The organism is Alkalihalophilus marmarensis DSM 21297, from assembly GCF_000474275.2.
Lineage (GTDB): Bacteria > Bacillota > Bacilli > Bacillales > Bacillaceae_D > Alkalihalophilus > Alkalihalophilus marmarensis.
On sequence record NZ_ATAE01000045.1, the window covers coordinates 20881 to 37172 of the forward strand.

Genomic DNA, 16292 nt, shown 5'->3' on the forward strand with positions numbered 1-16292 from the left:
ACTCAGAATGAAAAGGAGGAAACATTTGATGAGAAAAATAGTGATTGCACCAGATTCATTTAAAGAAAGCTTTTCAGCTCTTCAAGCGGCGATTGCAATAGAGAACGGGTTTAAGCAAGTGTTTCCTGAAGCTGAATATATTAAAATTCCTATGGCTGACGGGGGAGAGGGTACGGTTCAATCATTGGTTGATGCGCTAGAAGGAACTGTGAAGTCTGTAAACGTTACAGGGCCGCTAGGGGAGCCTGTTGAGGCGAAATATGGATTATCTGGAGACAGGCAAACGGCGGTTATTGAAATGGCTGAAGCATCGGGCTTGTCTTTAGTTCCCATAGAGCTGCGTAATCCGCTTATTACAACAACGTATGGGACAGGACAATTAATTGAAGATGCCTTAAATGAGGGTGTAAACCATATCATAATAGGTATTGGCGGGAGCGCAACAAATGACGGAGGAGCTGGTATGGCTCAAGCACTCGGAGTAAAGCTGCTTAATTCAAAGGGGGAAGACCTTCCATACGGCGGAGCTGCCCTAGCTCAGCTGGCTTCTATTCATACAAATGAGATTCACCCAAGGCTTAGTGAGGTGACCGTTGAGGTTGCTTGTGATGTTGATAACCCACTTTTAGGTGAAACAGGCGCATCAGCGATTTACGGTCCGCAAAAAGGGGCTACTGCTGAGATGGTCGAACAGCTCGATGCAGCACTTGCTCACTATGCATCTGTTATTAATAGTGATTTAGGTAAAGATGTAGTGGAGATTGCAGGTGCTGGTGCCGCTGGAGGATTAGGTGCAGGCTTGCTTGCCTTTCTAAATGTTCGTCTCGAGTCTGGAGTGACTTTAGTTCTTGAGGCAACCGATTTTAACAAAAAAGCAGAGGGAGCTGACCTCGTTATCACAGGTGAAGGACGTCTTGATCATCAAACGGTATTCGGAAAAACGCCAATCGGGGTCGCGCGGGCTGCAAAATCACAGGGAGCTTCCGTCATTGCTATTGCCGGTGGATTAGCTCCTGGCCATGAAGCCATTTACGAGGAAGGTATTGATGCTGCATTCTCCCTCGTGCCAGGTATTATGACGTTAAATGAGGCAATTGAGGATGGATTAACTTATTTAGAGCGTACCGCAAACAACATTGCTAAAACGATCAAGATGGCCTCAAAATAAAAAACAGCACCGTGTATCATGACACGGTGCTGTTTGCCGTTATTTTTTATGCTTATTTTGCTGCTTTTCAATTTGCTTGATCACACGCCTGATCCGAAAGAAGCGATAAGCAATCATAAAGTCAAATGCAGCAAAACCAATAATGAGGTAGGCCCAGAAATCCCAGCCGGTTTGATTAACCTTTTGGATCGCAATAAATACGACTAATACCCCAAGAAAGAAATACATAAAAGCCATAGTTGTTGGAGATATCCTCATAATAATCCCCCGATGATCAATGATGTTTGTTGGACTTCTTCTAAACGTTCAACCCATTCTTCTAGTCTGTCTGCAAGCAGTACATTTACAACTGCTACAAAAAGGTTAAGAGCCACATGAGCGATAATTGGTACAAGGATCCGCCCAGTTTTTACATATAGGAAGGCAAAAACAAAGCCCATAGCCGTATAAATGAGTAAGTGTGTAAAGTCAAAATGGATAGCTGCAAAGATCAATGAGCTGACAAAGCCTGCAATCCAAAAATTGAATCGTTTATAGAGTGCTCCGAAAATGATTAAACGAAACACGATTTCTTCTAATATCGGTCCGATAATCGCAATAACAAAAATAAATGCTGGAAATGCTTTAGCCATTTCGACTATGGCCTCCGTATTTTCTGATCCGGGCTCAATTCCAAATGCATACATTTCAATTAAGGCAGCTGCATATTGAGCGCCAAAAACCATAAATACACCGATGATTGCCCATCTAACTGCCTCACCCCGAGAGGAGCGGCCGCGCATTTGATGTCTTTCACGCATATCTGGGACGAGAAGGAATAAAATAATCATTAGCCCGACTGTGAAACTGAAAATACTCCATATCCCCGGTATGCGGTCAACGGCGATATCAAACTGAAGCAACAGCAGGGTTCCTGGGATCGCTGAGAGCTGCATCAGTACATATGTAATAAGAATCCACCAATAACGAATGTTCAATTTGCTAACTCCTTTATTAAGAAATAGTCAATTTTCTTTAATTCATTTATTTTACCATAGGTTATTTAGAAAGGCAGGAGGAATGCCTCGTTTAAGAGCGAATAGTTAGTAGTGCTATTTATTGTATGTGGCTATTGCGTGATCTAACAGGCCTGGTTAAGAAAAATCAAAAAAAGTATAGTAAAGGGCTTGCAAAACGAGAGTGTAATGATTATTATAATAATTGTGTTAGCACTCATGATGAGTGAGTGCTAATAAAGAATATTACATAGGTCTTGAAGGAGGGTGTTTTCCTTGTTAAAGCCATTAGGTGATCGTATTATTATCGAGTTAGTCGAATCTGAGGAAAAAACAGCGAGCGGGATTGTATTACCTGACTCTGCAAAAGAAAAGCCGCAAGAAGGTAAGGTTGTAGCTGTTGGAACAGGCCGTGTAACTGATAACGGAGAGCGCATTGCACTTGACGTTAAAGAAGGCGATTCTATCATTTTCTCTAAATATGCGGGAACAGAAGTGAAGTACGGCGGAGTTGAATACTTAATCCTTCGTGAAAGTGACGTACTAGCTATTATCGGTTAATCCATTTAAGGAATTAATCCATTTAAGTTAACCATTAAACAAAAGCGAATTTGACTATACACACTATTTTTAGGAGGTCGAAATCATGGCTAAGGATATTAAATTTAGCGAAGAAGCACGTCGTTCGATGCTGCGCGGTGTAGATGCGCTTGCAAATGCAGTAAAAGTAACGCTTGGACCAAAAGGTCGTAATGTTGTTTTAGAGAAGAAGTTTGGTTCCCCGTTAATCACTAACGATGGTGTAACGATTGCAAAGGAAATTGAACTTGAAGATGCATTCGAGAACATGGGTGCTAAACTTGTTGCTGAAGTAGCAAGCAAAACAAATGACATCGCTGGTGACGGTACAACAACTGCAACAGTACTTGCACAAGCTATGATTCGTGAAGGACTTAAAAACGTAACATCTGGTGCAAACCCGATGGTTATCCGTAAAGGAATCGAAAAAGCAACAGCAGCTGCTGTGACAGAGCTTAAAAACATTGCTAAACCAATCGAAGGTAAAGAGTCTATTGCACAAGTTGCTGCAATCTCTTCTGCTGATGAGGAAGTTGGCCAAATCATTGCTGAGGCAATGGAGCGTGTTGGTAACGACGGCGTTATCACAATCGAAGAATCTAAAGGTTTCTCTACTGAGCTAGAAGTGGTAGAAGGTATGCAATTCGACCGCGGCTATGCTTCACCTTACATGGTAACTGATTCTGACAAAATGGAAGCAGTTCTAGATAACCCTTACGTTCTAATTACAGACAAGAAGATCTCTAACATTCAAGAGGTACTTCCAGTTCTTGAGCAAGTTGTACAACAAGGCAAGCCGATCCTTATCATCGCTGAAGATGTTGAAGGTGAAGCTCTTGCTACACTAGTTGTGAACAAACTTCGCGGAACATTTAATGCAGTAGCTGTTAAAGCTCCTGGATTCGGTGACCGTCGTAAAGCTATGCTTGAAGACATCGCTACATTAACAGGCGGAGAAGTGATCACAGAAGATCTAGGTCTAGACCTTAAGTCTGCGAACATCACTCAACTTGGCCGTGCTGGTAAAGTAGTTGTAACAAAAGAAAACACAACAATCGTTGAAGGTGCAGGCGAAGCAGATCAAATCGCAGCTCGCGTAAACCAAATCAAAGGGCAATTAGAAGAAACAACTTCTGACTTTGATAAAGAAAAGCTTCAAGAGCGTCTTGCTAAATTAGCTGGCGGTGTAGCTGTTCTTAAAGTTGGTGCTGCAACAGAAACTGAAATGAAAGAGCGCAAGCTTCGCATTGAAGATGCTCTTAACTCAACTCGTGCAGCAGTTGAAGAAGGTATCGTAGCTGGTGGTGGTACAGCACTTATTAATGTAATTAAAGCAGTTGAAGCTGTATCTGCTGATGGAGACGAAGCAACTGGTGTGAACATCGTACTTCGTGCTCTAGAAGAGCCAGTTCGTCAAATCGCACACAATGCAGGTCTTGAAGGTTCTGTAATTGTTGAACGTCTTAAGTCACAAGAAGTTGGCTTTGGATTCAACGCAGCTACTGGCGAGTGGGTAAACATGGTTGAAACAGGTATCGTTGACCCAACAAAAGTAACTCGTTCAGCTCTCCAACACGCTGCTTCAGTATCAGCTATGTTCTTAACAACAGAAGCTGTAATCGCTGATAAGCCTGAGGAAAACGAAGGCGGCGGCATGCCTGACATGGGCGGCATGGGCGGTATGGGTGGAATGGGCGGCATGATGTAATGTCGTTCTAACACCATAATAAAATAGGTTTCGGGGTCATGGTGTATAAATGACTTGATTCCTACAAGCTAAGAGGTCTCTGAGAATTCAGAGGCCTCTTTTCTATGGACATCTCGATCAAATTGACCTCCCATTTCCAAGTGTTGGTACTATTATTACTGCTATTTTTATAAACAACTTAATGTAGATCATTAGTATTGATATTTATTATCCATTTTTAAATTAAAAGAATACATAATTCGACAATAACTAATTCTTTTGTGCTATAATTACATTTGTGTCATTATGAGTTTAGAACCAGTAATTAAATAGGATAAAGGCAAACTTATCGAAAGGTAAGGACGCAAAGCTACGAGTCTAACATCCTCTTGGGTCATGATAGTCGGGTTGCCAAAAATGATTTATGAATGGAACGATTATTTGGCTATCCCTATTTACGTCTGGGGGTAGCTTTTCTTTTTTTATCGAGACAAATAAGTGAAGGTTATTAATGAAAATAACATTCCATAGGAAGAAGGCGTTAAGAGATGATAGTAGTTAATAAAAGGAAGTACAAAATGGCCATAGATGAGAATGCAAAAGAAATCCAAGTTCAAGTGCATGGATTAATGAGAGAAGAAGATGTAGAAGGATATATGATCGATTTGCAGGAAACCATCAATAAAGTATCAAAGCCACATTATACATTTGTTGTCGATGCCACACACCAAACACCTGTCCCATCAAAAGTTGTCCCGCAACTAGAGCAAACGATGCAATTTTATTCTAGTTTAGGCTTTAAAGATATTCTTGTTGTAAAGCCTGCCTCTAAAATTGCTCAAGTTCAAATACGGAATGCTCTTCAGAGAATTAACTTCTCAGGTACATTTGTTGAGAGAGTGTCTCATTCGTTTTAAAACGAGGTTCATTTAATGATCTGAAAGGGAGTTAAGACGTGCAAAAAACATTAGAACGATATTCATATGAAGTTATAACAAGCGAACAATCTACTCTAATAGAAAAAGCAGCTGATTGTCTAGCCCGCTCATTTATAGGAGTGAATGTTTCAGGTAAATGGGTTCAGGAACCTATGGTAGGTCAATTAGATATACATTATGAAGATTTCTACGATTTTACCAAAGATTATTTAGTCAGTACAGTGGACCAGGGTTATTGCGTCATCGCTAAAGATCAAAATCAGAATGTGGTGGGTGTATTAGCAGGAGATACAAATGCGCCAGTCATATTTGGAGAAGATTTATTTGAAGGGTCGTTTTCCGATATGAATGTCATTCTACATGTTTTAGAAGAGATAGATCAACGATTCATAGATGATTATAAAAAACGAAGCGGAAAAGAAATAGAAGATGGCGAGTTTTTGCATTTATTCATGTTGGGTTTAACAGCTGAACATGACCGTCATGAAGTGATTCAACAATTAGGCAATAAGTTAATAACTAAGGCAGCTTCACAGGGATTGAAGGCAGTTATAGGTGAAGCGACAAACCCAAAATCGATACGTGTAATGGGAAAATATCATCAAATGGAGAAGTATACAGATATAGACGGGCATTACATTGTACATAAATATAAAGAGAATAACAGGTTAAGTGGAATTGATGAGAATATAGCTGATGGGACCTATTTCCTTATCAGAGAACTTTAAAAGGGTTCATTTCGAATGAAAATATAATAAAAAGTAGGGGATTCATTCTTATGGAAGTGATACTGCTCAGTATTATTATCGTTTTATTAGGCACTACAGTGTATTTTGCTTACCGTTATTTTTCCCTAAAGCATAATCCGCGCATCAATAAAGAAATTATAAATGGTATAAGAGAACTTTCTGCAGGCAATATGAGGAGCAAATTGGAAGAAAAAAGCGCTGATCATACAGTATACAATCAACTAATCGAATTTTTACATCGTGTAAAGGAAAGTTACTCTTCCTTATCAAGCAATGTTTATCAAAAAGGAGAGAGTTTAGCTAAGGTCGGGGAGTCTGCTATTGAGAAAGCGGACATTGTAAGAGCGGCAATTGATGAGGTAGGAAGAGGTTTAGAGAAACAGTTAGTAGCTACAGAAGAAAGCGCCATGTCCATGGAAGAGATGACACAGGCAATTGAAGATCTTTCAAATAGGTCAAATGAAATTTCAGATCGATCAACGGCTACTTTAGAATTAACACAAGATGGAAATGAGAGATTAAAGGACTCTTTGGAAAAAATGGAGCAGTTTAATCAAACCGTTAACCAAACATTTGATGGCATCAATAAACTTGGTGAAAAATCACATGAAATCGGTTCTATTGTAAAGGTGATTACAGGAATATCCGAACAAATTAATTTACTTGCCCTAAATGCCTCCATTGAAGCAGCTCGAGCAGGAGAACACGGCAGGGGATTTGCGGTTGTAGCTGATGAGGTTCGAAAGTTGGCTGAACAATCACGTCAATCTTCTTCTGAAGTATCTAATATAGTAAAAAATATACAAACAGAAACCGAGGATGTTGTAAAATCAATGAAGCAAGGAACTGAAGAATTTAAAGCCACAAACATGGCGATCGAAGAAGTGGGAGCTATGTTTGAGAAGATTTTATCTACAACAAAGGTTATTGCTGAGAATAATGTTAATTCCTCTGCAAGTACAGAAGAAATAACGGCAGCTTCTCAGCAAATTATGTCAACTATGGTCGAGATCGCTTCAATCTCAAGAGAATCAGTTGAAATGTTCGAGGAACTAATCGAAATTAGTGATGATGAACAACGTACCATTCAAATATTAGTCCAGGAAGCAGAAACACTGTTAGAGGCTGAAAATAGCTCTAACCATGTATTGTCATCATGGGACCCTCGTAATGAAACAGAAGAAGTGACAGTTTAACAAAAAATTAATATTACAGCATAAGAATAGGAATGCTTCTCATAGGTTAATTAAACTTGTGTGAAGCTTCTTTTTGTGATAGACATCAAGGAGGTAAAGTAATGAACGAGTTACAAAAGTTGTATCCGAGCATGGACGGTAATAAGGTTCAAAGAGAAGAATTATTATCCTATTTTAAGACGGTAATAACAAAAGTAGATGAATTAAAGGATCCTAATAAACTAACGTTAGGAGAAATGCCTGAGTACACGGTAGATTATTATAATCGTTTAATTCATCAGGCAGACATCCCGGAAACGGGTACGCCTATGGATGAAGTGATTGTGAAGCTTCTTAAATTGGTAGAGGGACATAGGTATGTCAACCGAAACTACGTTGCTAATGCGGCGCCCCTGCCGAATATTGCGAGTATCATTGGGAATTTAATTATGGTCCTTGTCAATGGAAATAATCTTTGGGATGTAGAGGGGCCTGCAGCAGCAGCGGCAGAAGTCGAGATCACCAGTATGCTTTCAAAACTAATCGGATACGATGAAAATCTAAGTTCTGGCTATACAACCTGGGGAGGGCAGGGGGCTGTCTTTAACTCTTTACGACTTGCTATTGCAAGGTACTCACCGGACTCTAATCAAAAGGGGGTGCCTGATAATCTGTATTGCTTTTGCTCAGAGCTTTCCCATTACAGCTTGTATAAATCAGTAGAAGCAACTGGAATAGGAGTAGAAAACATGATTCGGGTGAAGGTGAATCGTGATCATTCTATGAATTTAGAAGACTTAAAAGAGAAAATGGGGCATGTTATTGAAAAAGGCGGTGTTCCATTATATGTTCTTGCCACAATGGGAACAACCGATACGTTTGGGATTGATGACATGGAGGGGATTAAGAGGGTAACTGAAGAGTTAGAGGTTAAGCACTGCTTGAGTCCTGTCTATATCCATGCTGACTCAGCAATGGGAGGCATGTATACCTTCTTTAATGAGTATGACTTTAAAAGCAATCATCTTAAGTTAGAAGAATCTGTTATACAAGTATTAAAGTCCTATCAACAAAAGTTTAAACAAATCAAGCTTGCAGATAGTATGGTTTTTGATTTCCACAAGCTTGGCCAAACACCCTATATCACGAGCTTATTCTTAGTGAAAAATAGACAACACTTAAAATATGTTGATTTAGATGAGGAAGAAACGCCGTACGTTGGGAATCGTGGGTATGGAAACTACCATACTGGCTACACAATCGAATGCTCACGAATGGGAAGTTCTCTAGCAATCTACGCGTCGTTATTGGCATTTGGTATGGAAGGTTATCAAGAACTTTTGGCTAATTATATTCGAGTCAATATGAAGTTTAGAGAAAGGTTAGTAGAAGAAATTTCAAATGTAGTAATTACAAATGAAAAATCCCCGATTACAACCTTTCGCTTTTATCCTGAGAAAATAAAATGGAATGATGAATGGAGGGGGAGTTTAACTGTTGAAGAGATAATGGAGATTAATCAATTTAATGACGAGCTGGCAGAAGTGATGAGCGTCTACCGAGATACGGTCTTTTTTGGGAACACAAAAAAACAATGTCTAGTAGAAGCATTAAATACAGACAAACGCGTACCAATATATACACATAAATTTTTTAGCATTTCGCCCTACACAACGATAGATGAGGTTGACCGTTATGTTGATTTTTTAAAAGGACACCTAGAAATGTTTAAAAAAACAAAAATGGTGTGTGTCAATTAACTGTGGATGGTAGGGATGTTCTTATTAGGTAGTTATAGGCGGCTCATTGATTAAATATCCGATGCAGCTCAATATTCAATCAATTGAGAATGGAAACATCGAAAAACGAAGCATCTCACTCTTTTAAAGAGGAGATGCTTCGTTTAGCTTATGATTAAAACAAAAAGTATCTTTGCCCGAGCGGAACCGAGCTTACCGGTTCACACGAAATTTCTTCGCCATCTGCAAAGACTTGATACGTTTTCGGGTTGATTTCAATTTGTGGCAGGGCATTATTCAATTTCATATCCAGCTTACTTAAGTTTCTTATGTTACGAACAGGAGAAATCATTTTTGTTAATCCTAATTTTTCAGGGACACCAAGATCAATGCTTGCTTGCGACATAAAAGTGATCGATGTAGAACGGTTAGCTCGTCCGTATGACGCGTACATTCTTCGCATATACACTGGTTCCGGTGTTGGGATGGATGCATTTGGATCACCCATCTGAGCGCGCGCGATCATTCCGCCTTTTAACACAAGTTCAGGTTTCACTCCAAAGAATACGGGATCCCATAAAACAAGGTCAGCTAATTTACCGCTCTCGATTGAACCGACTTCATGGCTTATTCCATGAGTGATGGCTGGATTAATTGTGTATTTAGCAATATAGCGCTTTACACGTTCATTGTCATGGTCATGTTCGCTGACAAGCGGACCACGCTGTTTCTTCATTTTATCGGCTGTCTGCCACGTGCGGATAATGACTTCACCTACACGCCCCATCGCTTGCGAGTCAGAGGACATCATGCTGATCGCACCTATATCATGTAAGACATCTTCAGCGGCAATCGTTGCTGCACGAATACGGGAACGGCTGAATGCCACATCTTCTGGAACGTTTGAATCTAGGTGATGGCAGACCATCATCATATCTAAATGCTCTTCCATCGTATTCGTTGTATAAGGCATCGTTGGTGTAGTAGAGGAAGGTAAAATATTCGAGTGAGAAGCGAGTCTCATAATATCTGGAGCATGTCCTCCGCCTGCACCTTCAATATGATATGTATGAATCACTCGATCGCCGATTGCTTCTAATGTATTTTCAAGAAATCCAGCTTCATTTAGCGTATCGGTGTGGATTGCTACTTGAATATCAGCATCTTCTACCACTTCCATGCATGTTTCAATCGCTTTTGGTGTGGAACCCCAGTCTTCATGAAGTTTAAGTCCGACAGCACCAGCTTCAATTTGCTCGATTAAAGGAGCAGGGTGAGAGGCATTTCCTTTCCCTAGGAAGCCTACATTTACAGGGAATTCTTCCGCTGCTTCCAGCATCCTTTCCATATACCATGGACCAGAAGTACAAGTTGTTGCTTTACTTCCCGTTGCCGGGCCTGTTCCGCCGCCAATTAAGGTGGTGATCCCAGAAGAAAGGGCAACTTCCATTTGCTGCGGACAAATAAAGTGAATATGAGTATCCACACCGCCGGCGGTTAAGATTTTCCCTTCACCTGATATGACTTCTGTACCTGCTCCGATGACGAGGCTCGGATCAACGTGGTCCATAATATCAGGGTTGCCGCTTTTTCCTACACCGACTACTCGTCCATCTTTCACTCCCACATCAGCTTTAATGATGCCTGTGTAATCGACGACGATGACATTCGTAATGACTAAATCAAGTGCGCCATCTTTAGCTGTTAATCTTCCGTTTTGACCCATCCCATCTCGAATCGATTTTCCGCCGCCGAAAATCATTTCTTCGCCGTATACGGTACAATCTTTTTCGATCTCAATCCATAAATCGGTGTCTGCTAAACGTACTTGATCTCCAGTTGTCGGTCCGAAAAGCTCTGCGTATCGTTGCTTAGAAATCTTCATGATAAAATCTCCTTTGTCATCCAGCCAGATTCTGTGAGTTTCTTAAGTGTTTTCTCTTTTCCTCCTTCATCTAGGGAGCCTTCTGTCATCCCATTTAAGCCATACACTGTTTTATTACCGGCTATGGAGACGAGCGTTACGCTTTGTTCTTCTTCCGGTTCAATTCGAATGGCGGTCCCAGAAGGAATATCGAGCCGCATGCCAATCGCTTTTTCTCGGTCAAAAGAAAGGGCGCTGTTCGCCTCTGCAAAATGAAAGTGCGATCCTATTTGAATAGAACGTGTTCCTGTATTTTTAACAGTTAACTCCAATGTAACTCTGCCTGCATTGATCTCTATTGAACCTTCGGCTATCTTAAATGCTCCTGGTTTCATGATTTCACCCCCGCTTGTATTGGGTGATGAATCGTTACAAGTTTCACACCGTCCGGAAATGTCGCTTCAACTTGGATACTATCCAGCATTTCAGGAACACCTTCCATTAGATCATCCGCTGTAAGCACATGGCGTCCAAGCTCCATAATTTCTTCGACACTTTTGCCTTCACGCGCTTTCTCAATTGCGTAGCATGTTAAATAGGCGGTAGCCTCGGGATAATTTAATAATATTCCACGTTCCTTTCGCTCTTTGCTCAATTGACCAGCAACGACGATTAATAGTTTCTCTTTCTCTACTTCTGTTAATTTCATGATCTAACCCTCCCAAAAGAAATTAAAATGAATATTTAGATTAATCAAACTTTAACGCGAAGAGGAACATGAAACAACAATGATGTCATATAATCTAACATTAAAAATTTGTCAATTTGCGGAGGGAGACTTATGAAAATGAAAAAAGCTTCTCATACCAAGATGGCTGAGAAGCTTTAAACTCTTTATACAATTCCAATGACTACAGCAATAATCAGTAAAACGACGCTGAAGCCCCAAATCCAGAAGAAGGAATAGCGAATATGTTTACCCATTTCAAGCCCTGCTAAGCCGAGTGCAAGCCACAGTGCAGGAGAGAACGGGCTGATAAATGTTCCGATGATATTACCAATGACCATTGCGTAAGCAGCTGAGGTTGATTCAACACCGTATGAAGTTACGATTTGTTCAACGACAGGCAAGAGGGCAAAGTAATAGGCATCCGTGTTTAAGATCAGTTCAAATGGTGCACCGAAAAAGCCGATGATCAGGTGCAGATAAGGAATGATGAAAGCTGGCAGTAAGGTAACAAGATCTGTAGCTAAGGCATCAAGCATTCCTGACCCGCCTAAAATTCCAAGGAAAGAACCTGCTGCAAGAATAATAGCAGCCATCAATAAGGCATTTGGTGCATGGGCTTTAATTCGATCCATTTGATCATCTACTTTAGGATAATTAAGCGGCAGTGCAATACTTAGTGCGATCATAAAGATAAATCCAGCCGGTAGAATTCCCCATACTAACATCGCAATTAAACCGAGCGTTAAGAGGAGGTTTACCCATAATAGTTTAGGTCTTGCGAGAGTTGTATCTTTTGTGGGAGCTACATCATCATCTGTAACATCCAATGCTGCCGCTGCTTCAAGCTGATCAGATGATACTGCAAGCTTTTGATTGAGCTTTTCAATGCGGCGTTTTTCTCTTAGTCCTAAGAAAAAGGCTAATCCCATTAGTAGAATAAGAGCAATAATTTGAAGCGGAATAAGGGGTCTCCATAGTTCGGTCGGATCCATTCCAAGGACAGAGCCGACACGTCCAATTGGACCAGCCCACGGTACCATATTCATAATACTAGCACTAGTACCTACTAGTAATAGCAAAAGATACGGATTCATTTTTAACCGTTTATATAATGGAAGGAGCGCTGGGATCGTGATTAAAAAAGTAGAAGCTCCGGAACCATCTAAATGCGCAATCGCTCCAATGATAACCGTACCAACAGCCACAGCAACGATATTCCCTTTAGAGATCTTAATGACTTTATTAATAATTGGATCAAAAAGGCCTGCATCTTGCATAATTCCAAAATAAAGAATGGCAAAGATAAACATAATCACTACGCTGATAACTTTAGCTATCCCCTCATCAAAGAACAATCCAATCTCTGCAATTGAGAAACCTGCTAGTAGAGCCCCAAGAATCGGTATCGTAATAAGGCTGATAATAGGTGACATTTTGCCGCTAAGAAGAAACAGGACAATAGCTAAAATGGTGACAAAACCGATGATACTAAGCATAATACTCTCCCCTTTGTTTTTAATAGTAAAGAGGGAGTCTTGTAAGCGTATACAAATACACTCAAAAATAAAAATCCCTCTATTTTTCTAATTGTCTGATATTACAGAACTTTATCACGAAAAATAGAGGGGATGAAGTTTATGAACATTAATGAAATATTGTTCATTTCGAGGGTTTTGTTCATTTTGTTCACAGGGTTACTTGTTAGAAATGTAGAGTCGTTCTGGTCTTCCGACATCGCCATAACTTAATTCAGCCCGTGCTTCACTTATAGAAACAAGATATTCTAAATATCTCCTTGCAGTGGAGCGGCTTATCCCTACGGCTTCTCCTAAGCTGCTTGCCGTTATGCCCGTATCACTATGTAAGCTTAGAATATTTTTAACCTTTTCAAGTGTGATGCTGTCAATTCCTTTAGGAAGCTGCTCTTGCTCTACTAAGGCAGCGGAATGGGAAGGGCTTTGCGCCCTGGTTAAGAGATCGATTTCTTCTTGATTAAGCTTTTCTTTAGAAGAAAGGGATCCTCTTTGATCTTTGAATGTATCTAACGTGCGTTTAAAACGGTTAAAATCAACCGGCTTTACAATATAATCAAAAATCCCGCCGCGCAGCGCTTCTTCAATCGTATAAACCTCTTTTGCAGCTGTAATCATGACGATATCCACTTGATGCAAGTTCTCACGAATCTTCCAGAAAAGGTCAAGCCCGTTCACATCAGGAATATATACATCTAATAAGATGAGATCAGGAGTTGTTTCGTTAAGATTAGATAGAAAGCTTTCAGTTTCAGCACCTGTCTTGCATAGGCCAATCACATTGAAACCATCCACTTTTTCAACAAATCCTTTTGTTATTTCAGCGACACGGAAATCATCTTCCACGATGAGTACGTTATACATTGGATTTTGCAAAGGGGGAACCTCCTTAGAGAAGTTTTATTCTGGGGATCGTTATGACAAAGCAAGCACCGCCAAGATCGCCTTCTTCTATATAAATTTGTCCATTCACTTCAGCGAGCACTTCTTTTACAAGAGCAAGGCCAAATCCGCGATGCTCTCCTTTTTTTGTAGAGAAGCCTCTAGTGAAAATGCTGTTCGCTAAATCCATTGGAATTCCTGGTCCGGAGTCCTCTATTTCAAAAACAAGGTCTTCACCGAGATCAGTAAAAAAGATACTGACTTGCTGCAGTTTGGGGTTTGTTTTCGCAGCATCAATCGCATTTTCAAGAAGGTTTCCTAAAGCTGTGACAAGGGCTTCCTGCTGTGGTTCCTCTAATGGATGCATCAATTGGCTGCCTTCTTCAATCACCATATTAACCCGTTGTTCCATCGCTTGATTGAGCTTTCCAAGAAGAATTGCCCCAACCATCGGATCGGTGACTTTCTCTAATACAGAATGGATCCAGTCCTGTTGAATATTATTTTCCTTTTGAATAAATGAAATGGCTTCGTCTTTTCTTTCTAATTGTAACAGCCCTAATATCGTAAATAACTTATTAGAAAACTCATGCGTCTGAGCACGAAGCGCATCAGCATATTGTTTGGCTTGTGTGAGTTCCTTGGTGAGTTGGTCAATTTCTGTTTTATTACGGAAGGTAGAAACCGCACCGATTAGTGTCTTCTCATAAAAAATAGGAACACGGTTAACTAACACGGTATGAGCCCCGACATACATCTGTTGATCATACTGACTCTCCCCGGAATGAAGGACTTGAGGAAGGGCAGACATAGGCAATACTTCTTGAATGGGCCTGCCAACGGGACTCTCTAGTGGTGATAGTGGAGCAGAGTGTCGATCTGTTAGCAGTTTTAAAGCGGCATGATTAGCCAGGGTAACTTTTCCTTCTTGATTGACTGCGATAATCCCCTCGTGCGTTGATTGCAGGATCGTCTCTTTTTGAAGTAATAAATGTGAGATTTCCTCCGGCTCTAACCCGAATAACAGCTTTTTTATGTAGTGAGCAATCAGGACAGCTCCAATAATACCGAGAGTGATCATGAAGAGAAGGACATACCAAAGCTCTTTGCTGTATGTAAGAACCATGCTTTGCACATCATTTACTAAATACCCTACTGAAACAACTCCGACAATTTCTTGTTCTGAATATACAGGAACTTTTCCTCTGATGGAATACCCTAGGGAACCGGTGGCTTTTGATATATAAGACTCTCCGTGCAAGAGGGCAGGTGCGTTGTCCTCACCAACCATCTTCAACCCAATTTTTTCTTTATCAGGATGAGCATAACGGATTTCATGAGTATTGCCGACAACAATAAATTCAGCACCTGTCTCTTCTTGAATCGGTTTAACGATCGGCTGGATGACAGCTGCAGGAACATCAAGGGCAAATGCCTCTTGGATTTCAGGAATGAGCGAAATGCTTGTTGCTACGCTTAACGCTCGCTCACCTAATTGTGTTTCAATCGTATCAGAAAAGAAATAATGAAGAAACACACCCATAATGATAAAAGTAAGCGAAATTAATGCTCCTATTAACAGGATCATTTTTAATTTCAAATTCATTTTCACCTTAGGGGTAAGCAGGTGCTTCTCTTTGAAGTGGTGAGGAAAAGAATCCACAGGGAGCTCTCCTTTCATTCTCTTGTGTATATAAATCTATAGTCATTATCTTCTCAATTTATAAAAGGATCAAGTTAGTGAAGATCATTGGAGGTTTCTTGTTTAGGTTTCAAATCAGAAGAGAGAGGGGATTTAGGGTACAAAGGAGCTGACGAAAATGAGATACGAAGAGTTTAAGTTATCCATTATTGAATCAAAGCCTAGTGACTGGTTATATGATCAAGACACTAGTGTGTATGTATTCAAAGATAATATCTCCATTACAATTGATTCTGATATTACTGTTCCGAGTGAAGGATTAAGAGAAGATTGGATTTCAGCTTATGAAGATGATATTGCTTATGAGAAATTCTTTAATTTACGTTATAACGGAGTAGCGATAGAACGTTTTCGTACAGTAGCAGTAGACGGCTTCCGTGTATTTATTCCTTATCCGGATAAAGAACGTATGACGATCACTGAAGAGCAATATCGAATCGCAGATATACTAAATCTAGTTTACAACGGGCCTGAATTACTTGATTATTTCGGAAGAGGCGATTTATCTGTCGTTGTTTAAAGCATCCATGGAGGGTGCTTTATTTTATTTGA

The 16292-nt window shown here is 40.3% G+C and carries 16 protein-coding genes and 1 riboswitch; of the genes, 8 read left to right on the top strand and 8 right to left on the bottom strand.

Going from position 1 to position 16292, the window contains the following annotated elements:
- Nucleotides 1–28: 28 nt before the first annotated feature.
- A complete protein-coding gene (locus A33I_RS16475; protein WP_022629441.1) occupies nt 29–1168 on the top strand; it encodes a glycerate kinase in 1140 nt (379 codons plus the stop codon).
- A gap of 39 nt (nt 1169–1207) precedes the next feature.
- Here the strand turns inward: A33I_RS16475 and A33I_RS16480 are convergent, their stop codons facing one another.
- Nucleotides 1208–1426 (bottom strand): YdiK family protein, encoded by a 219-nt coding sequence (locus tag A33I_RS16480; RefSeq protein ID WP_012957290.1) that lies wholly within the window; start codon nt 1424–1426, stop codon nt 1208–1210.
- On the bottom strand, nt 1423–2145 hold the full coding sequence (locus A33I_RS16485; RefSeq protein WP_012957291.1) for a CPBP family intramembrane glutamic endopeptidase: 723 nt from the start codon (nt 2143–2145) through the stop codon (nt 1423–1425). Before A33I_RS16485 ends, A33I_RS16480 begins: the two co-directional genes overlap by 4 nt.
- Before the next feature lie 294 nt (nt 2146–2439).
- Here A33I_RS16485 and groES point away from each other — a divergent pair, with 294 nt between their 5' ends.
- From groES to A33I_RS16515, 6 genes are all read left to right on the top strand, one after another.
- Nucleotides 2440–2724, top strand: coding sequence for a co-chaperone GroES (gene groES, locus A33I_RS16490; protein ID WP_012957292.1), 285 nt, complete (start codon nt 2440–2442; stop codon nt 2722–2724).
- An 85-nt stretch (nt 2725–2809) separates the two neighbouring features.
- Nucleotides 2810–4450, top strand: a complete 1641-nt coding sequence (gene groL / locus A33I_RS16495) for a chaperonin GroEL (protein ID WP_012957293.1) — start codon at nt 2810–2812, stop codon at nt 4448–4450.
- 308 nt (nt 4451–4758) lie between these two features.
- Nucleotides 4759–4845: riboswitch (cyclic di-GMP riboswitch) on the top strand.
- A gap of 132 nt (nt 4846–4977) precedes the next feature.
- On the top strand, nt 4978–5346 hold the full coding sequence (locus A33I_RS16500; protein ID WP_031311772.1) for a hypothetical protein: 369 nt from the start codon (nt 4978–4980) through the stop codon (nt 5344–5346).
- 38 nt (nt 5347–5384) lie between these two features.
- A complete protein-coding gene (locus A33I_RS16505) occupies nt 5385–6095 on the top strand; it encodes a hypothetical protein (RefSeq protein ID WP_022629443.1) in 711 nt (236 codons plus the stop codon).
- A gap of 50 nt (nt 6096–6145) precedes the next feature.
- Entirely contained in the window at nt 6146–7312 is a 1167-nt protein-coding gene (locus A33I_RS16510; RefSeq protein WP_022629444.1) for a methyl-accepting chemotaxis protein, read from the top strand.
- A 101-nt stretch (nt 7313–7413) separates the two neighbouring features.
- Nucleotides 7414–9051: a pyridoxal phosphate-dependent decarboxylase family protein gene (locus A33I_RS16515; RefSeq protein WP_022629445.1), complete on the top strand. Its 1638-nt coding sequence runs from the start codon at nt 7414–7416 to the stop codon at nt 9049–9051.
- A gap of 154 nt (nt 9052–9205) precedes the next feature.
- Here A33I_RS16515 and ureC read toward each other — a convergent pair whose 3' ends face one another.
- The 6 genes from ureC to A33I_RS16545 all read right to left on the bottom strand — a co-directional run bounded on the left by ureC (nt 9206) and on the right by A33I_RS16545 (nt 15701).
- Nucleotides 9206–10915, bottom strand: a complete 1710-nt coding sequence (gene ureC, locus A33I_RS16520) for an urease subunit alpha (protein WP_022629446.1) — start codon at nt 10913–10915, stop codon at nt 9206–9208.
- Nucleotides 10912–11289, bottom strand: a complete 378-nt coding sequence (gene ureB / locus A33I_RS16525; protein WP_022629447.1) for an urease subunit beta — start codon at nt 11287–11289, stop codon at nt 10912–10914. Before ureB ends, ureC begins: the two co-directional genes overlap by 4 nt.
- Complete coding sequence (ureA, locus tag A33I_RS16530; RefSeq protein WP_022629448.1) at nt 11286–11603, bottom strand: urease subunit gamma; 318 nt, start codon at nt 11601–11603, stop codon at nt 11286–11288. The genes ureB and ureA overlap by 4 nt, the downstream gene beginning before the upstream one ends.
- 185 nt (nt 11604–11788) lie before the next feature.
- Nucleotides 11789–13120, bottom strand: a complete 1332-nt coding sequence (locus A33I_RS16535; protein WP_022629449.1) for a CitMHS family transporter — start codon at nt 13118–13120, stop codon at nt 11789–11791.
- Nucleotides 13121–13318: 198 nt separating this feature from the next.
- On the bottom strand, nt 13319–14032 hold the full coding sequence (locus tag A33I_RS16540; protein ID WP_022629450.1) for a response regulator: 714 nt from the start codon (nt 14030–14032) through the stop codon (nt 13319–13321).
- A gap of 13 nt (nt 14033–14045) precedes the next feature.
- Nucleotides 14046–15701, bottom strand: a complete 1656-nt coding sequence (locus tag A33I_RS16545) for an ATP-binding protein (protein WP_022629451.1) — start codon at nt 15699–15701, stop codon at nt 14046–14048.
- Nucleotides 15702–15858: 157 nt separating this feature from the next.
- Between A33I_RS16545 and A33I_RS16550 the strand changes: the two genes are divergently transcribed.
- Nucleotides 15859–16260 carry a hypothetical protein gene (locus tag A33I_RS16550; protein ID WP_022629452.1) on the top strand — a complete coding sequence of 134 codons (402 nt, stop codon included), beginning with the start codon at nt 15859–15861 and terminating at the stop codon, nt 16258–16260.
- Nucleotides 16261–16292: the final 32 nt, after the last annotated feature.